This window comes from Bradyrhizobium sp. Rc2d (assembly GCF_900099855.1).
In the GTDB taxonomy this organism is placed as follows: Bacteria; Pseudomonadota; Alphaproteobacteria; order Rhizobiales; family Xanthobacteraceae; genus Bradyrhizobium.
The window spans coordinates 99,289-123,196 of sequence record NZ_FNCU01000011.1 but is presented as its reverse complement, the minus strand read 5'-3'; the positions used below and the strand labels follow the sequence as shown (position 1 = coordinate 123,196).

The window sequence follows — 23,908 nt, the reverse complement described above, 5'->3', positions numbered from 1 at the left end:
AGCGCCCGGTCAAGCACAGCCAATCCACTCCGCCGGTTCATCATCATTCAGCCGCGCCACCGCATCGGCACGCCGCGTCAGCACGGCGCGCTGGTTGATGTAGCCCTTGTCGGTGATCTCGCCGTCGTCGACCGACGGCGGTTCGGCGAGCAGCAGCGCGCGTGTGGCATGGCCGGAGGAGTTGCCGCTCTGCTGTTTCAGTCGTGCCAGACCCTGCGCGATCGCGGTCCTGACCTTGTCATGTGCCAGCACGTCGTTCACAGTTGCCGTTTCGCCCAGCCCGGCATGGGCGCGGCAGGCAGCGATGTTCGGGAACACCAGGAAGCGCACCTCATCGCCGCCATGGCCGGTGACGACGATGTCCTGCGCGAGCGGCGCCAGCGCGGCTATGCCGGCGACGCGCAGCGTGCCGACGCTGACCCAGGTGCCGGAATTGAGCTTGAAATCTTCCGCGACGCGACCATCGAAGAACAGGCCGCGCTCGGGCCGCTTTGCGTCGGCAAACTTCACGGCGTCGCCGATGAGATAGAAGCCTTCTTCGTCGAACGCCTGCTTCGTCAGCTCCGGCGCCTTCCAATAGCCCGGCGTGACGTTGGGACCGCGCACGCGCACCTCCAGCTTGTCAGCGGAAGTGACGAGCTTGAGCTCGGTGCCGGGAATGGGCACGCCGATATTGCCCGAGCGTTGTGCGAGGAAATGGCAATCGGTCGCGAGCGGGGAAGTTTCGGTCGAGCCCCAGGCCGAGACCATCGGCAACGCACGGCCGACCGTCTCGATGGAAAGCTGCTCCAGCGCATCCCACAGATTCTGCGGCAGCGCCGCGCCGGCGTAGAATGCGAACTTCACCTCGCCGAAGAAGCGGCGGCGCAGCTCCTCGTCGCCGCGGAGTGCCGCGATCAGCATGTCGAAGCCGCGTGGCACGTTGAAATAGACCGTCGGAATTACGCTTCTTAGATTGGCGAGTGAGGTCGCAAACAGGCCCGGAGCCGGTTTGCCGCCGTCGATATAGAGCGAGCCGCCATTGCGCAGCACGAGGTTGAAATTGTGATTGGCGCCGAAGGTGTGGCTCCAGGGCAGCCAATCGAGGATCACGAGATCGCCGCGGCCCGGTTCGAGGAACGTCCAGGTCTGCGCCTTGGCCTGCTGGCTCGAGGTCAGCATGCGTTGGGTGTTGACGACCGCCTTGGGCGTACCGGTCGAGCCAGAGGTGAACAGGAATTTTGCGATCGTGTCCGGCGTCACCGCGGCGAAGGCTTTTGCGACGTCGGCCGTTTCGGGCGTCGCCGCGATGGTGCGGAACGACAGCGCGTCGACATCGTCGGCATTGCCGCTGATGATCTGCGCCGTGTGCAGCGGCCTGATCGCATCTAGCGCCGCCGCAAATGGCTTCATCGCGGAGACATAGATCGCGCCCGGCTCGAGCAGCGCGATCATGCTCCTGAGCTTGTCAAAGTCTTTCGACATCAGCGAATAGGCAGGCGAGATCGCCGCCGAGGGCACGCCGACATGCTGAGCGGCGAGCGCGAGCAGCGCATGATCGATGCTGTTGTCGGAGAGGATGGCGAGCGGGCGCTCGGCACTGAGGCCCCGCGCCAGGATCCAGGACGCGGCCGCCCGCACCTGCCGCAGCGCCTGCGCATAGGTGACGGTGGTCCAGGGCGCTTCGGCGCTGCCGCGCTCGGCGAGGAAGATCGTATCCGGCGTTTGCCGCGCCCATTGCTCCAACCAGTCGCCGGTGCAGCGCGCGCTCTCGCCAAGCGGCTCGGGTGAGCGCAGCACGATGCTGCCGTCGGCGCGATGCTCAGCGACGGTATTTGGCGTTGCGAACAGGCTTGCAGCATCACCGCGTGAGGCGGTTGTCATCGGGTTTCCTCCTCGCCCCGGATTCGGGATCGGCCGCAGCCTCGTTCCGGGCTGCTTTGGCCACAATGTTGGGCACGACAATTGTTGTCGTCAACAACAATCTTTCACCCCGAGCGTCGAGGCGCTAAGGTTGGGCGGAGGGAGACACGATGTGACAACCAGCGCAGCCCAGATGTTCCCACGCAAACGCGCCGGCAACGGCGCTGCGCAGCGGAACGACGCCGACGAGGTCGGCCTCGACGCGCTGGTCGGCCACGCCGGCTATGTGGTGCGGCGCTTCCAGATCTGGATCTTCCAGGACTTCATCAAGACGCTCGGCGAGGTCGATATCCGGCCGACGCAATATTCGGTGCTGACGGTGATCGGCGCCAATCCGGGCCTGTCGCAGATGGCGGTGGCCAAGCGCCTCGGCATCGAGCGCGCCCGGCTGGTGCATCTGCTCGACAGCCTCGAACGGCGCAGATACGTGAAGCGGATCAAGTCAAAGACGGACCGGCGCTCGCACGCGCTGTACCTTACCGCGCCTGGCGCAGCGGCGCTGAGCAAGTTCAAGCGCCTCGCGGCCGAACACGAGCGGCATGTCGAGGCGAAGCTCGGCAGGGAGAATAGGCAGCACCTGCTCCGGATCCTCGCCGACTTTACCTGATCTCGGCTGCCCACAATTTAAGCAGATGCCTGCAACCGAGCGCTTGAGCTCGGCCTCCAGCTCTCCGCAAGCCACTGATCTCACGATGATATCCGGAGCACCCGCCCTGCCCTGACGCTGTACACAATGGCACATCGCTTGCTTCAAGCCGGGTAAACCAGTTGCCGGAGTTTTGTCGCCATGGGGGCTGAGCAGTCTGAAACGATCGCCGCGATTGTGGCCGCGCATCGCGCGGGCACCCTGACGCCGGCGCAGACGGTCGCGCGGACTTATCAGCGCATCCGCGACCACAACGATCCCGCGGTGTTCATCAGCCTGCGCGACGAAAAGGATGCGATCGCGGAGGCCGAGAGACTTGCCCCGAAGGATGCCGCGAGCCTGCCGCTCTATGGCGTGCCGGTTGCGGTGAAGGACAATATCGACGCGCTGGGCTTTCCGACCACGGCGGCCTGTCCGGCCTTCTCCTATACGCCGACGCGCGACTCCACCGCCGTGGAGCGCCTGCGCGCCGCCGGCGCCATCATCATCGGCAAGACCAATCTCGACCAGTTCGCGACCGGCCTTGTCGGCGTGCGCTCGCCCTACGGCATTCCCAGGAATGCGATCCGCGAGGATCTCGTTCCCGGCGGCTCGAGCTCGGGATCAGCGGTCGCCGTCGGCGCGGGGCTGGTGCCGCTGTCGCTCGGCACCGACACCGCCGGCAGCGGCCGCGTGCCGGCGATGCTCAACAACATCGTCGGGCTGAAGCCGAGCCTCGGCATGATCTCGACCGCGGGCCTGGTGCCCGCCTGCCGCACGCTCGACTGCATCTCGGTATTCGCCTTGACCGTCGACGACGCAGCGCTGGCGCTCTCCGTGATGGCGGGGCCGGACCAGGCCGACCCGTTCTCGCGCGACCGGCCGCTGGGGCCGATCACGCCGTTCCCGGCGAATTTGCGCCTCGGCGTGCCGCGCAACGGACAGCTGATCTTCTTCGGCGACAAGAAGGCGGAAGCCGCCTACAGCGATGCGCTGAAACGCTGGACTGCGCTTGGCGCTGAATTGATCGAGTTCGATCTCGAGCCGTTCTACGAGACGGCGCGGCTGCTCTATGAGGGGCCGTGGGTCGCCGAGCGTTATCTCGTGATCAAGAATCTGCTCGCGTCCGCACCCGATGCGATCCATCCGGTGACGCGCGAGATCACGGCGGCCGGCGCGCGGCTGACGGCGGCCGAAACCTTCTCGGCGCTCTATCGCCTGCAGGGCCTGCGCAAGGTCGCCGAATGCACTTTTGCGCATATCGACGCGCTGGTGCTGCCGACGGCGCCGACCGCTTATACGACCGCGCAGGTGCTGGCCAATCCGATCGAGCTCAACAGCCGGCTCGGCACCTACACCAACTTTGTGAACCTGCTCGATCTTTGCGGCCTCGCCGTGCCGGCTTCGATGCGCGCGGACGGCATTCCATTCGGCATCACGCTGCTCGCCCCCGCAGGATGCGACGCGCTGCTCGCCAGCGTCGGCCGGGTGTTTCATGCGGATACGAAGCTGAGTCTCGGCGCAAAGCGCATGGCGCAAGCACCGCTCGCGCCGCTTCCCGCAAGCAGCGGCGACGAGATTCCGATCGCAGTCGTCGGCGCCCATCTGTCCGGCATGGCGCTGAACGGCGAATTGAAGGCCCTGAACGGGAAGCTGGTCGAGGCGACCAAAACAGCGCCGGACTACAAGCTCTACGCACTCAAGACCACGCCGCCGAAGCCCGGCATGCTGCGCGTGGAGGCCGGCAAGGGCGCCGCGATCGAGCTGGAGATCTGGTCACTGTCTGCGGCGGCGTTCGGCAAGTTCGTCAATGCGATTCCCGCGCCGATGGCGATCGGCACGATCCGGCTCGCCGATGGCCGCAGCGTGAAGGGCTTTCTCGTCGAGCCTGAGGTGCTGGGCGAGGCGCGCGATATCACCGCGTATAGTGGCTGGCGCGCGTATATGAAGGAAGCTGCGACGGCTTAGGTCCTGTAGGGTGGGCAAAGCGAAGCGTACCCACCATCAAATAGGAAAGACGGTGGGCACGGCGCTTAGCGCCTTTGCCCACCCTACGGCACCGCGCGCGCCGCGCTACACCGACACCGCATAGATCTCATACTCGCCGCGTACCAGCTCGATATGCGCCCGCATAGCTGCCGCTGCCCCCTGCTTGTCGCCGCGCATGATGGCGACGACGACGCGGTCGTGCTCGGCTTGCGACTTTGCCAATCGGCCAAGATTGCGGAACTGGGCGCGGCGGAACGGCTGCACACGGACGCGGGTGGCGAGCGTGATCTCGGCGATGTAGCCGTTCTGCGATCCCGCATAGATCGCGTTGTGGAAGCGCTCATTGACCTCGTGGAAACGCTCGGGATTGCCGGCATAGCTCAGCACCCGCAGCTCTTCGTGGATGGACTCCAAGCCATGTCGCTCGGCGGCGGACATGCGCTCGGCGGCAAGGCCGGCGCACAGCGCCTCGAGCTCCGCCATCGCCTCGAACATGCTCTTGAGACGTTCGATCGAGGGCTGCGCCACCACCGCGCCGCGATGGGCGCGCGCCTCGACGAGGCCGCTCGCCACCAGCTGGCGCAACGCCTCGCGCACCGGCGTGCGCGAGACGCTGAACCGTCGCGCAATATCTGTTTCGTCCAGCGGTGCCCCCGGGGCCAAGGTTCCACGCACGATCTCATCGGCGAGCTGAAGGCGCAGCTCCTCGGCGCGCGTGACCTTCTGCACCGACGGCGAAGGACGGTCGACGCGCGGCACCACCGGCTCGGCCGGCAATGTTCCCTGCGGAAAGTCGTCAAGCGTCATACGGTCTCTTTCGGCTCGTCGATGATGCTGACATGGGCGGCGACGACGCGCCAGCCCTCGGGGAAACGAATCCACGTCTGCATCTGCCGGCCGACCTTGCCGGGCGCCGTGTCGCGATAGAACAAGGTGGAGGCCACGGCCGCCTCGCGGCCATAGCTCGTGATCACGGTCTTCGCAGTCCGCCGGTTCAGACCGACCGGCGAGCGGCCGGCGCGGAAACCGGAGATGGCCTCATAGCCATAGAGGTTCTCGCCGATGCCGTAGCGCAGCGTGCGGGGATCGTTGCGGAAGAGCTCGCCGAGCACGGCGACGTCGTTGCTGACGAGGGCCTGCTCATAGCGCTCGAATGCGGCTTTGACTTCCGCGATCACGTCGGGGAGATCGATCTCCATCTCAAATTCCTCTTAAAGTCCCCTTGGCGACGGCGCGGATACCACGCCCATCTTCTCCAATGCGTGCGCGACGCGCAACGCGATGTCCTCGCGCCAAGGCGCGGCGATGATCTGCACGCCGATCGGCAGCGGCTCGAGGGGCACCGGCACGGCGACGACCGGCAGGCCGATGAAGGAGATCGGCTGGGTGTGGATGCCGATATTGGCGCGCACCGGCAGCTCGACGCCATCGAGCGTGAAATTCACCTGGCCAAGCTTCGGCGCGGTGCACGGCGTTGCCGGCGCAAGCAGCACGTCGACCGACTTGAAAATCTCGGCGAGCTGAGCGCGATACCAGCGGCGGAATTTTTGCGCGCGATCGACCAGCGGCGCCGGCACCATGGCGCCGGCGATCAAGCGGTCGCGCACGGCCGGATCGAAATCGTTCGGGCGCTTGCGCAGGCGGTCGAGATGCAGCGAGGCGCCTTCCGTGGTGGTGATGACATAGGCGGCCGCACGGGCGCGCGAGGCTTCGGGGACATCGACGACCGCAGTCGCGCCGAGCGCCTTGGCAACGCGACTGACGGCTTCGACAGCTTCGGGAAACACGTTGTTCTGAAAGTGCCCGCCGGCGATCGCGATGCGCAGGCCTGAGATGGACTCGCCGAGCAGCGGCGCCACCTGTTCGGCGCCACGCGTGGTGCAGGCGCCATCATCGGCATCCGGTCCCTGCATGACGTCATAGGCGAGCGCGAGGTCGGTGACCGAACGCGCGAAAGGGCCGAGATGATCGAGACTCGCCACGAACGGGAACGAGCGCGCCCGCGACAGCCGACCATAGGTCGGCTTCAAGCCAAAGATGCCGCAAAACGAGGACGGCACGCGGATCGACCCATTGGTGTCCGAGCCGAGCGCGATCGGCACCAGCGCGCCGCCGACGGCGCTGCCGGAGCCGCCCGACGAGCCGCCGGTCATCCGCGTAGTGTCATGTGGATTGCGCGAGGGGCCGTCATGGATGTTCTCGCCGGTGAAGTCATAGGCGTATTCGCCCATGTTGAGCGCGCCGACCAGCACGGCGCCGGCCGCTTCCATCCGCTCGATCAGGGTGGCGTCGCGTGTGGCCGGCGCGAGGTCGCGGTTGATCTTCGAGCCGGCGCGCGTGACGAGACCTACGACATCGAACAGGTTCTTCACCGCGAAGGGCACGCCGGCGAGCGGGCCGACTTTCTTGCCCGCGGCGATGTCGGCATCGATCGCGCGCGCCTTGGCACGGGCGCGGTCGGCGGTGACGTCGGTGAAAGAATTGAGGATGGTGTCGTGCTGCTTGATGCGCGCAAGCGCCGCTTCGATGGCAGCGAGCGCCGACATCCTGCCGCCCGCAACCGCACCTGCGATCTCGGAGGCCGTCATCTCTGGCTTGGTGGTCATGGCGAGGTCAGGCCGTGAAAATCGGCGCCGGCTCGGTCTCGTCCGGCAGCGCGAATTCGTCGACGAGGCGGCCAAGCCGCAGCGAGACTTCGAGGTTGGCGCGCACCGCCGGCCTCCAGGCCTCCTCGACCGGCAGCGCCAGCGCTTTCGATACGGCGTCGATATAATCGTCCAGGGGTTCGGCCATCACTCTCTCGAACAATCAGTGGGCTCTTAGTGTATCTGCAACGGCGGATGCGGGATCGCCGTCAGCAGCTCCTTGGTGTAGTCGTCCTGCGGATCGCTCAAGACCTTCTCGGAAGAGCCTTCTTCGACGATCCGTCCCGTCCGCATCACAATGACACGATCGCACAACAAGCGCACCACATTCAAATCATGCGAGACGAACAGATAGCTCATACCTAGCCGCGCCTTGAGGTCCTGAAGCAGGTTCAGCACGACGGCCTGCACCGAGACGTCCAGCGCCGCCGTCGGCTCGTCGAGGATGACGAGCTTGGGATGCAGCGCGATGGCACGGGCGATGCCGATTCGGGCTTTCTGGCCGCCGGACAGTTGGTGCGGGAAGCGGTCGAGCAGGTTGTGTGGCAGGCCGACCATGGTGGCCAGCTCCTCGCAGCGGGCGCGGAGCGCGTCGCGGCCCCTGATGTCGCCGAGTTGCATGATCGGGTCCGCGATGGCGCGCGCGGCGGTGAAGCGCGGGTTGAGGCTGTCGGTCGGGTCCTGGAACACCATCTGGATCCGGCTGCGCTGCGGCAGCCGGGCGAAGGCGGCAGGCGCGATGCCGGAGATCGCCTCGCCGTCGAACTGGATCAAGCCGGAGGTCTGGTCCAGCAGGCGCATCACCATCATCGACGTCGTCGATTTGCCGCAGCCAGACTCGCCGACGAGGCCGACGCTCTCGCCGACGCCAATCGAGAAGCTGATGCCGTCGACGGCGCGGAACACGTCCGGCTCCACGGGCGGCTTGCGGCCGAACAGTTTTCCGAACACGGCGGTCGCGCCCTGGCGGGGATACTCTTTCACGAGCTTTTCGATGCGGAGGAGGGGCATCTTCTCCCCGCTTGCACTGGTGTGCTCCCTCTCCCCGTTCTTCACGGGGAGAGGGTTGGGGTGAGGGGCTGCATCCACGAGCATGGTGCGTGGAGAGTCCCCCTCACCCGCCGCGCTTTGCGCGTCGGCCTCTCCCCGCGTGCGGGGAGAGGCGAAGGAAGCCGCCGCATTCGTATCGTCCTCAGGCAGCAAGTCTCGCAGCGATACACCGAGCCGCGGCGTCGCGCGCATCAGCTTCTTCGTGTAGGGGTGCTGCGGGTTGGCGAAGATCTCGGCGGCGTTCGCGGTCTCGACCACGCTTCCCTTCTCCATCACCACGACGCGGTCGCAATAAGCGGCGGCCAAGCCGAGGTCGTGGGTGATCAGGATGGTCGACATCGCGCGACGCTTGGTCAGCTCGACGATCAGGTCCATCACCGCCTTCTGCGTGGTGACGTCGAGACCGGTGGTCGGCTCGTCCGCGATCAGCAGCTGCGGATTGCAGGCGAGCGCGAGCGCGATGACGACGCGCTGGCACATGCCGCCTGACAGCTCGAACGGGTAGGCGTGGTAGCGCTCGCGCGGGCGGGCGATCTTGACCTGCTCCAGCGCCTCGATCGCTTTCTCGCCGCGATCGGCGACCTGGGCCTGCTGCACATGGGTGCGCAGCACGTCCTCGATCTGGTCGCCGACCTTGCGGATGGGATTGAGCGCTGCGCGCGGGTTCTGGAAGATCATCGAGACTTCGCGGCCGCGCAGGTCGCGCATCTGGTCCTCGGTCGCCGCCTTGACGTCGATGCCCGAGAACATCACCGAGCCCTCGGCGATCCGTCCCGCGCGGTCGAGGATGCGCATCACGGCATAGGAGGTCACCGACTTGCCGGAGCCGGACTCGCCGACGATGGCCAGCGTCTCGCCCTTGGCGACGGCGATGTTGACGTGCTGCACCGCTTTCACGATGCCGCGGCGGGTGGTGAACTCGACGGTGAGGTCCTGGATGTCAAGCAGCGGCTGGGCGATCAGGGGTGCCTCCCAAACAAAAATGGCAAAAACAACCCCATGCACAGTAGAATGGGATTGAAATCATTGGAGAATTTCTGCGGCGAATTTCGACCTGCGCTAGCCATCACGTCCTCCGCTGGGGGTCGACGATGTCGCGCAGGCCGTCGCCGAGGAGGTTGAAGCAGAACACCGCGATCATCAGCGCGAGGCCCGGGAATAGCGCGATCCACCATTCGCCTGAGACCATGAAGCCCGCGCCTTCCGCGACCATGATGCCCCATTCGGCGGTGGGCGGGCGGACGCCGAGGCCGATGAAGGAGAGGCCGGCGGCATTGAGGATGGCGTAGCCCATGGTCAGCGACATCTGCACGATCATGATCGGCATGATGTTGGGCAGGATATGCACCAAGAGGATGCGGAATTCGCCGTTGCCGGAGAGGCGCGCGGCCTGCACAAAGCCGGCGTTGCGGCGGACATTGGCTTCGGCGCGCGCGACGCGAGCATAGAGCGGGAAGTTCACGATGGCGGTGGCCAGGATGATGTTCTGCACGGTGTTGCCGAGCGCGGCGACGATGCCCATCGCCAGCACGAACAGCGGGAAGGCCATGATGGTATCGGCGACGCGGCCGACGATGCGGTCGGTCCAGCCGCCAAAATAGCCGGCGGCGATGCCGGCGAGCCCGCCCATCAGGAACACCAGCGCGACGGAGGCGATCGCGATGAAGGTGTCGAGTCGGGTCGCGACGATGACGCGGCTAAAGATGTCGCGTCCCAACTGATCGGTGCCGAACCAGTGCGCCGCCGACGGCGACTGCAACGTCGCCGCGGTGTCGGAGGCCAGTGGGTCGTAGGGCACCACATAGGGACCGAACACCGCGGCGGCCAGGATCAGGATCAGCAGCGCGAAGGCAAAGCCCGTGACCTTGTTTTCGCCGAGGACATAGCGGGTCTGTTCGAGGATCGCGACGAGGCCCGAGGTGCGGGCGGGACCGACCGGTTCAACAGCAGGCGCAACAGAGCTCATGAATGCCCCCTACCCCTCCAACCTGACGCGCGGATCGATCACGCCATAGAGGATATCGATCACGAGATTGAGCAGCACGTACATGACAGCCATGGTCAGCACGAAGCCCTGCACCGGCGCGAAGTCCGACGAGATCAGCGCTTCCACCGCATAGGAGCCGATGCCGGGCCAGGCGAACACTTTTTCCACCAGCACGTTGGCGCCCAGGAGGAACGAGAACACCATGCTGAGCGTGGTGATGACGGGCAGCATGGCATTGCGGAAGGCGTAGGTGACGATGACGGTCGACGGCGACAGGCCGCTGGCGCGGGCGGTGCGAACGAACTCGGAGGCGAGCACCGCCAGCATCGAGGCACGCGTCATGCGCGCGATCGGCGCCAGCGAGAAGATCGCAAGCGTCGTCGCCGGCAGGATGAGCTGGCTCAGCGCCGAGCGGAACGCCTCGACGTCCCGCGCGAGCAGCGTGTCGATCAGATAGAAGCCTGTCACCGTCGGCGGCGCGCTGTAGAACACGTCGAGCCGGCCGAGCGGTGCCGGAGACCAGCCGAGCCGGAAATAGAAGACATAGACCAGCACGAGGCCGGTGAAGAACACTGGCAACGACACGCCGGCCGTGGTCGTGACCCGGCAGAGATGGTCGACCCATGATCCCGGCCGCGTCGCCGCCAGCACGCCGAGCGGGATGGCGATCACGATCGAGACGATGAGGCCGAGCAGCGTCAACTCGGCGGAGGCGGGCAGACGATTGCGGATTTCGGTCGCGACCGGCTGGCCGGTGGTGAGCGAGTTGCCGAAATCGCCATGGGCGAGATCGCCAGCGTAGCGGAAGAACTGCTCGATCAGCGGCCGGTCGAGGCCGAGTTTTTTCCGGATCTGCTCGACGGCTTCCTTGGTTGCGGCGGGACCGGCGAAGTACGCCGCGGGGTCACCGGGCAGCGCGCGCGTCAGTAGGAAGGTGACGATGACGACGCCGATCAGCGAGGGAATCGCGAACATCAGGCGCTTGCCGATCATGGTCAGCATGGGGTGCTCCGCGGGCTTGCTTCGCCTCTCCCGCTTGCGGGAGAGGCCGACGCGCTCGCAGAGCGCGGCGGGTGAGGGCTCTCGCCGCGCGGGGACACCCTCCGCAATCCCTGCCAATCCCAAAGCGGAGACACCCTCTCCCCAACCCTCTCCTGCAAGCGGGAGAGGGAGCCCAGTGCCGATGCCGATGCGTCGCTGACGACCAGCATGCCCTCTCACCCCTTCGCCATCGCGCGATAATCGAGGCGGCGGTGGAACCAATATTGGTAGCCGCTGATGTTCTTCTGCATCGCGACGTTGACGAATGGTTGGTAGAGCGGGATGCGCGGGATGTCGGCGTAGGCGAGATCGACGAAGCCCTTCACGTCGGCATCGTACGCCGCCTTGTCGCCGGTCGCGGCGGCGGTGCGCGCGCCGTCGATGAGCTTGTCCATCTCCGCCGACTTGTAGCTCATGGTGTTGAAGACGGAATTGTTGCCGTGATAGCACCAGTAGAAGAAGTATTCGGGGTAATCGAGCCAGCCCGAGAACACGTTGGTGAAGAGCGGCATCTCCTTCTTGTTCAATTCGGTGCGCCAGTTGGCGCCGGGCACCTTGTTGATGGTGGTCTTGATGCCGAGCTGCGCGAGGCTCTCCTGCACCAGCACGCAGAGCGGCTCGTTGACGCCGGCAAAATTGAGGTCGAACGAAATCGTGGCCTCGAAGCCGTTGGCATAGCCGGCTTCAGTGAGCAGCGCCTTCGCCTTCTCCATATCGGTGTTGTATTTGTGCGGCTGCGGCCAGGCGACTTCGGTCGGCTTGTCTTTGGCAGCGCCGAACATGGGATTGCCGAGGCCGAACAGCACGGCGTCCATGATCTTCTGGTACGGCATCGCATAGGCGATGGCCTGCCGCACCTTCGGATTGTCGAACGGCGGCTTGGTCACATTCATGCCGATATACTGGATGCCGTTGGAGAACGGCAGCGACACCACGTTGAGCTTGCCGTTCGCCTTCATCTCCTGGAAATCCCTGAACGGCAGCTCATAGGAGATGTCGGCATCGCCGCGCTCCAGGAGCGCGCGGCGGTTGCCGGCCTGCGGCACCATGCGCCAGATCACGCGCTTGATCTTGGGCAGGGGACCGCCGACCCAATCCTCGTTGCGCTCCATGACGACTTCGGTGCCGGCGGTCCACTTCGTCACCTTGTAGGCGCCGGAGCCCGCGGTCTGCTGCTTGGTGAATTCGAGGCCCCATGGATCCTTCTCGCTGGCGTTCTTCTTCACCAGCTCGGAATTGACGATGCAGGGCACGATGACCGCGAGATCGGGGATCGTCAGCCTGTCCTTCTTCAGGAAATCGACGCGCACGGTGTGGTCGTCGATCACGACGAACTGCTCGGGCTTGGTCAGTGAACCCGCACTCATCTGGAAGGTCGGAAAGCCGCCGACGCTGACGGCGCGGTCGAGCGACCACTTCACATCCTTCGCCGTGACCGGCGCACCGTCGTGGAATTTGGCGTTCTTCTTCAGCTTGAAGGTGACCGACATGTCGTCGATCCTAAAGTCCTCGGCGAGCTCGCCCTTGAACTTGTCGCGGTCGTAATAGGGCACGCCGCCGGGACCGCTCTTCATCTCGTGGCTGATCAGGCGGTCGTAGCAATTCCACGACACCTCGTAGCCCGGCACGTTGGTGCCGACGCCATGGATGTCGAGATTGTTCGGGCCGCCTTCCGAGACGATCAGCAGCGTCTCCGAACGCGCATCGGCCTTGGCGGAGGAGATCACAGACGGCATGGCCGGAAGCGCCGCGCCAGCGGCCAATCCGGAAACGGACTTAAGGAAATCGCGGCGCTTCATGAAATCGCTCCAACGCAAAGGTTTTTGGTTGGAACCGGATTCGCAAGGTTCGTGCCAAGGGTTAATGGAGCGCTGGCCAGGGCGCTAATCCGCTGAAATCGCGGGCGAAAGGTCGGATTTGCGGTCTGAAGGACGACAGCGCAAATCACTGCCATTGCATACAAAGCGGGGCATTTTGCTTATTATGTAGGCTATTCGATATAGCGGCTCGTTTGGCGGGCACGCCTACCTCTCCGCTGTCGTCCTGGCGAAAGCCAGGACCCATTACCCCAGGGAGGAGTTGCAGCGCGAAGCTGGTAACAACGAGTCTTCGCCAAACTTCTCCCTGGGGTAATGGGTCCTGGATCGGCGCTCCGCTTCGCTGCGCTGGTCCAGGACGACGGCGGAGGTTGGAGCGCTCGTGTTCACTCCGCCCAGATCAGCTCCTGCAGCTCGACCAGATCCGCCGCCATATCCTGCCAGCCCTCGATGCAGATGTGGCTGTTGAGGTCGCTGGCGCGGTGCAGCAGCATCAGGGCCATCAGGCGGCGCTTCAACTCGAAATCCGGCTTCGCATAGCCGAAGCCTTCGAGCAGGCTGCGCACCCGGCCCGGCCGGCCCGCCGCCATGAAGGCGCTGGGGCCGAGCAGATCGTAATCGCGCCATCCTGCGAGGACGTCGCCGAAATCGAACAGGCCGGCGAGCGACCATTGATCGTTCCGGCAGGCGAGCAGGAAGTTTTCCGGAATGTATTCGCCGATCAGGATCACCGGCGGCGCATCCAACGGAATGAGCTTTGCCGCATCCCGCAGGAGATCATCGAGACCTCTCAGGAATTTCGGCGCAAGGCCGAGACGCTCGTGCCTGGCACGGCACCCCTGCATCTGCTGAAGCATGAAGCCATCCCAGCGCGGCTCGATGTGCGCGAGCTCTCCGAGCGGCGCGCGCTGCACGGCGGCGATGGTCTCGCCGATCTGGCGCAGCACGCGCTCCTTCTGGTCTTCCGCCAATTGCGGCCACACCTCCGAGCCGAGCGTGCCGGCAAGGCGGGTGATGATCAGATAGGGCCAGCCGTCGCGCTCCCCTTCGGCGACGATCTCGGGAATCGGTAAGGTAAGACGGCCGGCAAGTTGCGCCAGCGAGCCGCGCTCGGACACGAATTGCGCGCGCAGCAGCGGCGGGAAGATTTTCAGGATGAGACGCTCGCCGAGGCCGACTACGAGATTGGTGCCGGTCGAAAATACATGCGGTGCGCCGATATCGAGACCATGGCCGCGCGCGATGTCGAGCGCGATTCCCAGCCATTGCGCCGGGTCGGAGCGCCAGGCGCGGAAGCTTTTCGCGTCGGCGAAGTGAGGCAGTTGTTGCGACGGCGTGATGGTCATCTGCATTCGCGTATCGAAAGCAGGGTCAACTTTGGTTGGCTCTGTGCAAGCCAAAGAGGCGGTGCACCTCTCCCGCTTGCGGGAGAGGTCGGCACGTAGTGCCGGGTGAGGGCTTTCTCCTCTAGGTGATTGTCCCGATGCGGAGGCACCCTCTCCCCAACCCTCCCCCGCACGCGGGGGAGGGAGGGCACCTCACGCGCGGTCGCGGCGATGTCTAATCGCGACATTCTACCGCTCGGGACTGGCGCGCTCGAACTGGCGCAGCAGCTTGTTGCCGCGCTCGACGGCGGAATCCAGCGCTGCTTGCGCGCTTTTGTGGCCGGCGAAGGCCTGCTCCAGCTCGTCCTCGATCGCGCCGCGGATCAGCACGAAGGAGCCGAGCCGGACGCCCTTGGAGTTCTCCGTCGGCGGATGCAGCGTGATCTCCTCGAAGGAGATCGCCGAACCAGGATTGCGCTCGTAGAATCCCTGCGACCGCGTCAGCTCAAAGGCGGCGCGGGTAACAGGCAGATAGCCGGTGTTCTGGTGCCAGGCGGCCTGCACCCCGGGCTGCGACAGATAGGCGAAGAACCGCGCCACGCCCTTGTACTCCTCGCGCGGCCGGTCGCGCAGCACCCACAGCGTGGCGCCGCCGATGATCGAATTCTGCGGCGCGCCCTTCACGTCGGGCCAGTACGGCATCATGCCGTAGCCGATCTCGAATTTCGAATTCGCCTTGATGTCGGCCCGCGTCGCCGAGGAGCCGATGAAGATGCCGCATTCGCCTTTCTGAAAACGCGGCTCGGCCGCTTGTCCGCGGCCGCTATAGTCGAACAGTTTTGTCTTTTGCCACTCGCTGAGCTGAGCGATGTGTTTGACGAGAACCGGATTGTTGATGGTCAATTCCGCATCCAGCCCGGCAAAGCCGTTCGCCCGCGTCGCCAGCGGTAGATTGTGGAAGGCGGAGAAATTCTCGACATGAATCCAGGACGGCCAGGAGGTGGTGAAGCCGCAGGCCGCACCGCGTTCGCGCAGGCGCTTGGCAGCTAGCCCCAATTCCGGCCAGGTCTTCGGCGGCGTCTCCGGATCGAGGCCGGCATCGCGGAACATGGTCTTGTTGTAATACAGGATCGGCGTCGAGGAATTGAACGGGAACGACAACAGATTGCCGGCCGCATCGGTGTAGTAACCGGAGACGGCGGGAAGGTAATCGCCCAGCGAGAACGGCTCGCCCTGGTCCCGCATCAGGCTGAACACGGGATAGATCGCGCCCTTGGCCGCGGTCATCGTGGCGGTGGCGACCTCGTTGACCTGGACGATGGCAGGCTGGCTGCGCGAGCGGAAGGCGAAGATCGCCGCCGTCACCGTCTCGGTGTAGTTGCCCTTGTAAGCAGGCACGATGCGGTAATCGGACTGCGAGGCGTTGAAGGCGGCGGCGAGCTTGTCGAGCTGCCGGCCGAGCTCGCCGGACATGGCGTGCCACAGCGCAATGTCGGTGGCGGCACGCACTGGCGTGGCCATGGTGACAGCCGCAAGGACGGCGACGACCTGCAAAAAGCGCAATGCTGAAATCACGATGGCTCTTCCCGTGTCGCACGCCTAAAGGGCGGCTGCCCTGCTTAAGGCGCGGCATTGGCAGTTTCAACCGGGAATGCGCGGCGGCCGCGCCGCACAATCGGCCCGACGCCCGGAGCGGGATGGCCTTCCCTTTACCATTTGCTAGATTGCGTTGAACCTTTTCCTTCCGCCATAGACTCCACCACTGAGGGGTTGAGTGTGCCAGTGTTGAGCCGTGCCGAACTCTCGCGGACCGGGGTGATCTTCGTCGCGCTTCTGCTTGCCGTCTGTACGACGGACGCGGTCGCACGCGAATTTCGCGCCGCCGACACCCAGACCGAGGATTACCCGACCGTCCAGGCGCTGCGCTACATGGGCGCCTTGATCGCCGAGCGCACCGGCGGCCGGCACGAGATCAAGGTGTTCCACTCCCGCCAGCTCGGTGAGGAGAAGGAGACCATCGAGCAGACCCGGGCCGGCGCCATCGACCTCAACCGGACCAACGTCGCCCTGATCGGCAATTTCGTCCCGGCGATGAACGTGCTGGCGATGCCGTTCCTGTTCCGGTCCATCGAGCACATGCAGAAGGTGCTGGACGGGCCGATCGGCAGCGAGATCTTGAACAGCTTCGAGCCCTATGGCTTCGTCGGGCTCGCCTTCTACGATTCCGGCGCGAGGTCGATCTACAACAGCGTCCGGCCCGTGAGGAGTGTCGCGGATCTCAGGGGATTGCGGATCCGGGTACAGCAGTCGGAGTTGATGAGCCAGATGATGCGCGCGCTCGGCGCCGAACCGGTCGAGCTGCCTTACGGGCAGGTGCTCACCGGGCTTGCCAACCACCTGATCGACGGCGCCGAAAACAACTGGCCATCCTTCGTGACGACAGACCATTACAAACAAGCTGGCCATTACGCGCTCACCGAGCACACGATGAGCCCGGAAGTGCTGGTGATCTCGCTGAAGGCCTGGGAAAGCCTCTCGGCGGAGGAGCAGACGATCTTCAAGGAGGCCGCGCAGCGCTCCAGCCGGTTCATGCGCGAGAAATGGCGCGACCTCGAGGAGCAGTCGCAGCGCAAGGCCCAGGACGCGGGCGTCACCATCATCAACGACATCGACCGCAAGCCGTTCGAGGAGGCGATGACTCCAATCTATGCCAAGGCCGGGCGCGATCCGGCCGCGGCCGCGCTGATCGAACGCATTCGCAAGGTGGAGTAGAGCCTCTTGGCCGGGCTTGGACACAGCGAGACCACAGAGAGGCCGCCCGGCCCGATCGGGCGCCTGCGCGCGCGTCTCGTCGGCGCGCTGCGGGCGGTGCCGATCCGCTGGCGCATCCTGTCGATCGCGGCGCTGAACTCCGCCGTCGTTGTGGTGCTGGTGGCGATGATCTGGAACGGCGCGCAGGTGCTGGGCTCGGCCTGGGACGACGTGCGCCAGGTGCGCGAGTCCGACCGGATCCTGGCACTGCTCGAAAGCGAGACCGGGCGGCTGCAAAACCTGATCCACCGCTACATCAACCAGCCGAGCCCGGACCTGTTCGCCGAGATCCTGCTGCTGCGCGAGGCGGTGCTGGGCACGCTGGCCAACCGCGCCACCAAGGATCCGATGCTGTCGGGCTCGGTGGAGGAGCTCGAGCGCACCACCGACCGCTTCCTCAACGGCTTTGGCGAACTGCGCAGCGTGCAGGCCACCATCGCCAAGACCTACGAGGAACAGGTGCAGGGCCCGGCCAAGGACATGGCGGGCCTCTATTCCATCATCGAAGGCGCCACCGGCCATCGCGACGCGCTGATCTGGCCTTCGCTTGGAAAATCCCGCGAAGCCTTCACCGCGATGCTGGTCGCGGCCAATTCCTACTATCTGTCGCTGTCGCCGGGCGCCGCCGACGACGCGCGCCGCAACACCGAGACGATCGAGAAGACCATCCCGGTCATGATCGATCTCGCCGACAACGACCTTCAGCGCATGGCCTTGCGGCGGCTCGCGGACCGCACCGCGTCCTTGCGCGAGGGCTTTGCAAAGCTCTCCGAGCAGCTGGCGAGCCGCACCGATCTGTTGCGCAACACCATCGACGCCAGTCAGGCCGAAGCGATCGGCGCCATCGACGACCTCTCGACCAAGATGCGCCAGCGCGAGCAGAAGGCGCAGGCGACTTTTGACCGCACGCTGGCCGACATTTCCCGCCGCGTGCTGTCGATCGCGGTGATCTTCCTCGGCGTCATCCTCACCGCGGGCGTGATGATCGCACTGTCGATCCGCCTGCCGCTCCAGCAGCTCATGGCGGCGATGCGCGCGATCACGCTGGGCGATCTCGACCGCGAGGTGCAGGGCACCAAGGCACGCGACGAGGTCGGCGCCATGGCGCGCGCCGTGGAAGTGTTCCGCGAGAACGCGATCGCCAAGCGCCAGACCGAGGACGAGCTGCGCGCGTCGAAGGAGAAGGCCGAGAGCGCGCTGCTCGAGCTCAACACCGCGCAGCAGAATCTGATCGACGCCGAGCGGCTCGCCGCGCTCGGCGGCCTCGTTGCCGGCGTCGCCCACGAGGTCAACAACCCGATCGGCATCAGCCTGACCGTTGCATCGAGCTTTGCCCGGCGCAGCGAGATCTTCGAGGCCCAGCTCAAAGGCGATGGGGGCTTGCGCCGCTCGCAGCTCGAGGAATTCGTGCAGTCCTCGCGCGACGCCTCGCAGCAGCTCGTCGCCAACCTGCAGCGCGCCGGCGAGCTGATCCAGTCGTTCAAGCAGGTCGCGGTCGACCGCTCCCATGCCGAACGGCGGCAGTTCAGCTTAAGCGAAGCCACCGACCAGATCATCGCCAGCCTGCGCCCAGTGCTGAAGCGCTCGCCGATCACGCTTCAGGTCGACGTGCCCGAGGGGCTGCTGCTCGACGGCTATCCCGGCTCCTACGGCCAGATCCTAACCAACCTCTTCCTCAACGCCGCCAACCACGCCTTCGCCGACGGCCGCGCCGGCACAATCGCGATCTCGGCCCGGCCGCGCGGGGCCGACGACATCGAGATCAGCTTCGCCGATGACGGGGCCGGTATGACCCCGGACGTGCAGCGCCAGGCCTTTGACCCTTTCTTTACCACCCGGCGCAATGAAGGTGGCACGGGACTTGGCCTGCATATCGTCTATAACCTCGTCACCCAGCAGCTCGGCGGCCGTATGATGCTGGAATCCAAGCTGGGACAAGGCACTACTTTTCGCATTATCATGCCCCGCATCGCCAAGGGCGCGCAAAGCACAGAAAGTGACGGGACTTCTCAATGGCCGAACAGGACGATGTCCTCCACCTGATCGACGACACCGGTACCGCGTCGGAGGATGCCAACGCCCGAAAATGGAAGATCGCCGTCATCGACGACGATCCGGCCGTGCATGACGGCACCCGCTTCGCGCTGTCCGACTACAGCCTCAACGGCCAGAGCCTGGAGATCCTGTCGGCCTATTCGGCGGCGGAAGGTCGCAAGCTGATGGCCGAGCACGGCGACGTCGCCGCCGTGCTGCTCGACGTCATCATGGAGACCGACGTCGCCGGCCTCGAGCTCGTCGAATTCATCCGCAACGAGATCAAGAACGAGACCGTCCGCATTATCCTGCGCACCGGCCAGCCCGGCCAGGCGCCAGAGCGGCGCGTGATCGTGCAGTACGACATCAACGACTACAAGGCCAAGACCGAGCTCACCGCCGACAAGCTGTTCACCTCGCTGACCGCCGCGCTGCGCTCCTATCAGCAGCTCGAGCGCATGGTGCAGACGCGCCGCGGGCTCGAGATCATCATCGACGCGGCCTCGACGCTTTACGACTTCAAGTCGATGCAGCGGCTCGCCGAGGGCGTTCTGACCCAGCTCGCGTCGCTGCTCAATGTCGACTGCGCCGGCATCTTGGTCCTGCGCGACAATGGCGGGGTCGACCCCGAGCTCTCGGTGCTCGCCGGCAGCGGCTGCTACAGCCGCTTCATCGGCACCACCTCATCAAAGGCGCTCGACCCCGAATTGCGCGAGATGGTGGAGGCCGCGTTCCAGCGCCGCAAGAACGAATTCGCCGACCACCGCAGCGTGATCTATTTGCGCACCGGAAGCGGCCGCGAGGTGGTGGTGCTGCTGCAGGCCGAGCGCGAGTTGTCGGAGACCGACCGCTCGCTGGTCGAGATCTTCTCCAGCCGGCTCTCGATCGCCTTCGACAACGTGATCCTCTACCAGCAGCTCCAGGACGCCAACACGCAGCTGGAGGACCGCGTCGCCCAGCGCACCCGCGCGCTGATGCAGGCCAACCGCCGCCTCTCCGCGCAATGGCTGCGGCTGCAGCGCGCCAACGGCTTCAAGAACGAGATTTTGGGCACCGTCGCGCACGATCTGAAGAATCCGCTCGGCGTCATCCTCGGCCGCACCGAGATGCTGAAGGAGCTGATCTCGACCGGTGCCTCGCAAAGCGGCGTGGTCGCCCAGGTCGATCACATCCGCGACGCCACCAAGCGGCTGACCACGATGGTCGATCATTTGATCTCGGACGCGATGGCCGATGCCTTCGACATCACCATCCGCCGCGAGCCGGTCGACGTCGCGGGCCTGGTCAAGGAGGTCGCCGAAGCCAACCAGCCGCTCGCCGTCAACAAGCAGCAAACGATCAGCGTCGCCGCGCCGCCCAACATCGTCACCATGTGCGACACCGACCGCATCCGCGAGGCGATCGACAACCTCATCAGCAACGCCATCAAATACTCGCCGATCGGCGGCAAGATCGCCGTGGCCGTCACCCATGAGGGCAGCGAAACCATCGTCCGCGTCAGCGACGAGGGCGCCGGCCTGTCGCCGGAGGATCTCGGCCGCCTGTTCGGCCGGTTCCAGCGGCTGTCAGCAAAGCCGACCGCCGGCGAGAGCTCGACGGGGCTTGGGTTATCCATCGTGAAGCGTATTATCGACATGCATGGCGGCGAGGTGACGGCCGACAGCGACGGGCCCGGCACGGGCTCGACCTTCACCATCACGCTCCCCGCGACTGAAATGCCGTGATCTCAGGACCATGACCCAAAGCCAGCACATCATGATCGTCGACGACGAGGCCCCGGCCCGGGAGATGGTCGGCGATTATCTCAAGATGCACGGCTTCACCGTGACGCTATGCGACGGCGGCAAGTCCTTGCGCGCCGCGATCCAGGGCAGCATGCCCGACCTCGTCGTGCTCGATCTCAACATGCCTGAGGAAGATGGGCTCTCGATCATCCGCGACCTTAAGAGCCGCATCAACGTGCCCGTGATCATGCTCACGGCGACCGCGAGCCCGATCGACCGCGTCGTCGGGCTCGAGCTCGGCGCCGATGATTACGTGGCAAAACCCTGCGAGCTGCGCGAGCTGATGGCGCGCATTCGTTCGGTGCTGCGGCGGAGCGGGCCGGCCAAGGCTGTCGCGCCGGACGCCGCCGTTGCGAAATCCGACAAGGATCAATTGGTGCGCTTCGGCACCAAATGGCTCGATCTCGAAGCGCAGGCGTTGCGCGACGACGAGGGCAACGAGCATCCGCTGACGGCGTCCGAGTTCGGTCTGCTCAAGGTGTTCGCGGCCAATCCGAAGCGCGTGCTGTCGCGCGAGCGGCTGCTGGAGCTCGCCAATGCGCGCGACGCCGAAGCCTTCGATCGCGCCGTCGACCTCCGCATCATGCGCATCCGCCGCAAGATCGAGCCCGACCCCGCCAAGCCCGCCGTGATCCGCACCATCCGCGGCGGCGGCTATCTGTTCTCGCCGGCCGGCGAGAAGGCGTAGGGCGGCATCCTCCGAGGTCGTCCTGGCGAAAGCCAGGACCCATTACCCCAACGGGCCGTGGGCGCGTGGGCTGATAACCACGAGTCTTCGCCAAACCCAATCCTGTGGCTATGGGTCCTGGCTTTCGCCAGGACGACGCTTGAGGCGGCAGCGAACGCAACACCCCCAAATTCGTTCCTCACTCCGCCAATCCCCACCCCCGTATTTCCCGTACATTGAAATTCCACGCTTTTTTGCTCCGAATGTTTCGTCGCACCCCTTTCGACGAAACAATTTGGCAGCGCACGAAACCATTTTCCGCTTTTCGTGCAGACGTCCCGAAACGTTGGCTGATTAACACTTTCCCTCAAGGAAACGCCGCTCGGTCGCGGCGCTACGGGGAGCTAGTTTCATGCCGAACGTCATTGCCATCAACGCCCAGGCCAGCCAAAGCATCATTGCCGTTCAGGCGACTTCGGACGACATGCTTCTCGAAAGCATTGCCGGCGGCAACCGGACGGCCATGCATATCCTCTATTGCCGGCACAATGTGCGGGTTTACCGTTTCATCCTGCGCATCGTGCGCGATGCCACCACGGCGGAAGACCTCGTCAGCCAGGTGTTTTTGGACGTGTGGCGGACCGCCGGCCAATTCCAGGGCCGCTCGCAGGTCTCGACCTGGCTGCTCTCGATCGCCCGCTTCAAGGCGCTGACCGCGATGCGCCAGCGCCGTTTCGAGGACATCGACCAGGAGGATGTGCGTCAGATCCCCGACGATTCCGACACGCCGGAGACCTCGCTCGATCGCAGCGACACCAGCGCCATCCTGCGCGCCTGCGTGCAGAAGCTGTCGCCTGCGCATCGCGAGATCATCAACCTCGTCTATTACCATGAGAAGTCGGTGGAGGAGGTCGGCCAGATCATCGGCATCCCCCAGAGCACGGTGAAAACGCGAATGTTTTACGCCCGCAAGCAGCTCGCCGATTTGCTTAAGGGCGCCGGCGTCGATCGCTTCGCCGCTTAAACTCAATGGATTCAATGGGATAGGGCCGCGCCTTTGGCCCTGTCCCCGGACACGGAAGTGTTACCGCCGACGAAACAATTGAAACAAAGCACAACATCAGGCGGAAAAACTTCTCTCCTATAAAGCTCACATACGGTTTTGGTTAAACCTCCCAAGGACCTCCAACGACCCGGACGGGATGCCCCCCTCCGGGTCGTTTTGTGTTTGCGGGGAAAAGGTGTGGCGGCAGGCTCCCGCCTCTCCCGCGTGCGGGAGAGGCCGACGCATTCGCAGAGTGCGGCGGGTGAGGGTTTTTCCATCTTGGGGAGTGTCCGTTGCGGAGACACCCTCTCCCCAACCCTCCCCCGCAAGCGGGGGAGGGAGCAGACCGCCGTTGTCGCCGACGCAATTGCCCTACAAAGACAGCGGCTTCGTCACGAGCGCGTGACGGCGCGTAACGATCCACGCATCCATCCCGAACAGCCCTCGTACCCCTCTCCACGAGTGCCCGATGCTCGAACTTCTCTTCGCCGTGCTTGCCGGCATCCTCACCATCGCCGCGCCGTGCACGCTGCCGATGCTGCCGATCCTGCTCGGCGCCTCGATCGGGCGCGCGGGGCACTTGCGGCCGGCGATGATCGCGCTCGGCTTCGTCATCTCGTTCTCGGCGACCGCGCTGCTGCTCGGTGCGATCACGCGGCTGTTCGACTTCGATCCGAACGTGCTGCGCGAGGCGGCATCCATCCTGCTGCTCGGCTTCGGCCTGTTGATGCTGTGGCCGGCGCCGTTCGAATGGCTGTCGATCCGGCTCAACGGCTGGCTCGATCTTGGCAATTCCAGCGCCACCCAGCGCGAGGGCGCGCTGGGCGGGCTCGTGCTCGGCACCACGCTCGGCCTGGTCTGGACGCCCTGCGCCGGTCCCGTGCTCGGCTCGATCCTGACGCTGGTTGCGACCTCGAAGAACTTAGGCTGGGCCGGGACGCTGCTGGTCGCCTACGCCATCGGTGCGGCAATTCCGATGCTGGCGATCGCCTATGGCGGCCAGGCCGCGACCACGCGGGTGCGCAGCCTCGCCCGCATCTCGCCGCGGCTGCAGCAGGGTTTTGGAATCGTTGTGATCGCCTTCGCGGTCGCCGCCTATTTCCAATACGACACGCTGCTCGTGGCGTGGCTCACCGGCTTCTATCCCACCGGCCAGATCGGCCTGTGATCATCGCGCATCGCAACC

At 65.3% G+C, this 23,908-nt stretch carries 19 protein-coding genes; 8 read left to right on the top strand and 11 right to left on the bottom strand.

From position 1 onward, the window contains the following. Nucleotides 1-9: 9 nt before the first annotated feature. A complete protein-coding gene (locus BLV07_RS16090; protein WP_176945565.1) occupies nucleotides 10-1,863 on the bottom strand; it encodes a feruloyl-CoA synthase in 1,854 nt (617 codons plus the stop codon). Nucleotides 1,864-2,014: 151 nt separating this feature from the next. Here BLV07_RS16090 and BLV07_RS16085 point away from each other — a divergent pair, with 151 nt between their 5' ends. After that, nucleotides 2,015-2,509 (top strand): MarR family winged helix-turn-helix transcriptional regulator, encoded by a 495-nt coding sequence (locus BLV07_RS16085; RefSeq protein WP_244551123.1) that lies wholly within the window; start codon nucleotides 2,015-2,017, stop codon nucleotides 2,507-2,509. A 180-nt stretch (nucleotides 2,510-2,689) separates the two neighbouring features. Next, nucleotides 2,690-4,495, top strand: coding sequence for an allophanate hydrolase (gene atzF, locus BLV07_RS16080; protein WP_091887248.1), 1,806 nt, complete (start codon nucleotides 2,690-2,692; stop codon nucleotides 4,493-4,495). Nucleotides 4,496-4,600: 105 nt separating this feature from the next. Here atzF and BLV07_RS16075 read toward each other — a convergent pair whose 3' ends face one another. The 10 genes from BLV07_RS16075 to ugpB form a co-directional block, all read right to left on the bottom strand. Then, on the bottom strand, nucleotides 4,601-5,323 hold the full coding sequence (locus BLV07_RS16075; RefSeq protein WP_091887246.1) for a GntR family transcriptional regulator: 723 nt from the start codon (nucleotides 5,321-5,323) through the stop codon (nucleotides 4,601-4,603). Continuing rightward, nucleotides 5,320-5,715, bottom strand: coding sequence for an oxalurate catabolism protein HpxZ (gene hpxZ / locus BLV07_RS16070; RefSeq protein ID WP_091887244.1), 396 nt, complete (start codon nucleotides 5,713-5,715; stop codon nucleotides 5,320-5,322). The genes BLV07_RS16075 and hpxZ overlap by 4 nt, the downstream gene beginning before the upstream one ends. A 12-nt stretch (nucleotides 5,716-5,727) precedes the next feature. After that, nucleotides 5,728-7,122, bottom strand: coding sequence for an AtzE family amidohydrolase (locus BLV07_RS16065; protein WP_176945564.1), 1,395 nt, complete (start codon nucleotides 7,120-7,122; stop codon nucleotides 5,728-5,730). A gap of 7 nt (nucleotides 7,123-7,129) precedes the next feature. Beyond that, on the bottom strand, nucleotides 7,130-7,309 hold the full coding sequence (locus BLV07_RS16060; protein WP_128930863.1) for a DUF4089 domain-containing protein: 180 nt from the start codon (nucleotides 7,307-7,309) through the stop codon (nucleotides 7,130-7,132). Between the two features lie 26 nt (nucleotides 7,310-7,335). Continuing rightward, nucleotides 7,336-9,174, bottom strand: coding sequence for a dipeptide ABC transporter ATP-binding protein (locus BLV07_RS16055; RefSeq protein ID WP_091887405.1), 1,839 nt, complete (start codon nucleotides 9,172-9,174; stop codon nucleotides 7,336-7,338). Between the two features lie 103 nt (nucleotides 9,175-9,277). Then, nucleotides 9,278-10,177, bottom strand: coding sequence for an ABC transporter permease (locus BLV07_RS16050; protein WP_091887242.1), 900 nt, complete (start codon nucleotides 10,175-10,177; stop codon nucleotides 9,278-9,280). A 9-nt stretch (nucleotides 10,178-10,186) separates the two neighbouring features. After that, entirely contained in the window at nucleotides 10,187-11,200 is a 1,014-nt protein-coding gene (locus BLV07_RS16045) for an ABC transporter permease (protein ID WP_091887240.1), read from the bottom strand. A 215-nt stretch (nucleotides 11,201-11,415) separates the two neighbouring features. Beyond that, nucleotides 11,416-13,038 carry an ABC transporter substrate-binding protein gene (locus tag BLV07_RS16040; protein WP_091887239.1) on the bottom strand — a complete coding sequence of 541 codons (1,623 nt, stop codon included), beginning with the start codon at nucleotides 13,036-13,038 and terminating at the stop codon, nucleotides 11,416-11,418. 404 nt (nucleotides 13,039-13,442) lie between these two features. Next, nucleotides 13,443-14,402, bottom strand: a complete 960-nt coding sequence (locus BLV07_RS16035) for an aminoglycoside phosphotransferase family protein (RefSeq protein WP_091887403.1) — start codon at nucleotides 14,400-14,402, stop codon at nucleotides 13,443-13,445. 228 nt (nucleotides 14,403-14,630) lie between these two features. Further along, complete coding sequence (gene ugpB / locus BLV07_RS16030; RefSeq protein ID WP_502690041.1) at nucleotides 14,631-15,953, bottom strand: sn-glycerol-3-phosphate ABC transporter substrate-binding protein UgpB; 1,323 nt, start codon at nucleotides 15,951-15,953, stop codon at nucleotides 14,631-14,633. A gap of 204 nt (nucleotides 15,954-16,157) precedes the next feature. Here ugpB and BLV07_RS16025 point away from each other — a divergent pair, with 204 nt between their 5' ends. The 6 genes from BLV07_RS16025 (at nucleotide 16,158) to BLV07_RS15995 (ending at nucleotide 23,890) form a co-directional block, all read left to right on the top strand. Beyond that, nucleotides 16,158-17,153 (top strand): TRAP transporter substrate-binding protein, encoded by a 996-nt coding sequence (locus BLV07_RS16025; protein WP_091887401.1) that lies wholly within the window; start codon nucleotides 16,158-16,160, stop codon nucleotides 17,151-17,153. A 6-nt stretch (nucleotides 17,154-17,159) separates the two neighbouring features. After that, nucleotides 17,160-19,235 (top strand): sensor histidine kinase, encoded by a 2,076-nt coding sequence (locus BLV07_RS16020; RefSeq protein ID WP_244551121.1) that lies wholly within the window; start codon nucleotides 17,160-17,162, stop codon nucleotides 19,233-19,235. Further along, nucleotides 19,205-20,950 (top strand): ATP-binding response regulator, encoded by a 1,746-nt coding sequence (locus tag BLV07_RS16015; RefSeq protein ID WP_091887234.1) that lies wholly within the window; start codon nucleotides 19,205-19,207, stop codon nucleotides 20,948-20,950. The genes BLV07_RS16020 and BLV07_RS16015 overlap by 31 nt, the downstream gene beginning before the upstream one ends. 10 nt (nucleotides 20,951-20,960) lie before the next feature. Further along, nucleotides 20,961-21,698 carry a response regulator gene (locus tag BLV07_RS16010; protein WP_091887233.1) on the top strand — a complete coding sequence of 246 codons (738 nt, stop codon included), beginning with the start codon at nucleotides 20,961-20,963 and terminating at the stop codon, nucleotides 21,696-21,698. Nucleotides 21,699-22,089: 391 nt separating this feature from the next. Continuing rightward, a complete protein-coding gene (locus BLV07_RS16005) occupies nucleotides 22,090-22,701 on the top strand; it encodes a sigma-70 family RNA polymerase sigma factor (protein WP_091887231.1) in 612 nt (203 codons plus the stop codon). Between the two features lie 490 nt (nucleotides 22,702-23,191). Next, complete coding sequence (locus tag BLV07_RS15995) at nucleotides 23,192-23,890, top strand: cytochrome c biogenesis CcdA family protein (RefSeq protein WP_091887229.1); 699 nt, start codon at nucleotides 23,192-23,194, stop codon at nucleotides 23,888-23,890. The last annotated feature ends 18 nt before the right edge of the window (nucleotides 23,891-23,908 follow it).

Bases quoted from the DNA above. Each gene is read 5' to 3' on its own strand.
- BLV07_RS16090 (WP_176945565.1), bottom strand. From the start codon at position 1,863: ATGACAACCGCCTCACGCGGTGATGCTGCAAGCCTGTTCGCAACGCCA.
- atzF (WP_091887248.1), top strand. From the start codon at position 2,690: ATGGGGGCTGAGCAGTCTGAAACGATCGCCGCGATTGTGGCCGCGCAT.
- BLV07_RS16075 (WP_091887246.1), bottom strand. From the start codon at position 5,323: ATGACGCTTGACGACTTTCCGCAGGGAACATTGCCGGCCGAGCCGGTG.
- hpxZ (WP_091887244.1), bottom strand. From the start codon at position 5,715: ATGGAGATCGATCTCCCCGACGTGATCGCGGAAGTCAAAGCCGCATTC.
- BLV07_RS16065 (WP_176945564.1), bottom strand. From the start codon at position 7,122: ATGACCACCAAGCCAGAGATGACGGCCTCCGAGATCGCAGGTGCGGTT.
- BLV07_RS16060 (WP_128930863.1), bottom strand. From the start codon at position 7,309: ATGGCCGAACCCCTGGACGATTATATCGACGCCGTATCGAAAGCGCTG.
- BLV07_RS16050 (WP_091887242.1), bottom strand. From the start codon at position 10,177: ATGAGCTCTGTTGCGCCTGCTGTTGAACCGGTCGGTCCCGCCCGCACC.
- BLV07_RS16045 (WP_091887240.1), bottom strand. From the start codon at position 11,200: ATGCTGACCATGATCGGCAAGCGCCTGATGTTCGCGATTCCCTCGCTG.
- BLV07_RS16040 (WP_091887239.1), bottom strand. From the start codon at position 13,038: ATGAAGCGCCGCGATTTCCTTAAGTCCGTTTCCGGATTGGCCGCTGGC.
- BLV07_RS16035 (WP_091887403.1), bottom strand. From the start codon at position 14,402: ATGACCATCACGCCGTCGCAACAACTGCCTCACTTCGCCGACGCGAAA.
- BLV07_RS16015 (WP_091887234.1), top strand. From the start codon at position 19,205: ATGGCCGAACAGGACGATGTCCTCCACCTGATCGACGACACCGGTACC.
- BLV07_RS16010 (WP_091887233.1), top strand. From the start codon at position 20,961: ATGACCCAAAGCCAGCACATCATGATCGTCGACGACGAGGCCCCGGCC.
- BLV07_RS16005 (WP_091887231.1), top strand. From the start codon at position 22,090: ATGCCGAACGTCATTGCCATCAACGCCCAGGCCAGCCAAAGCATCATT.
- BLV07_RS15995 (WP_091887229.1), top strand. From the start codon at position 23,192: ATGCTCGAACTTCTCTTCGCCGTGCTTGCCGGCATCCTCACCATCGCC.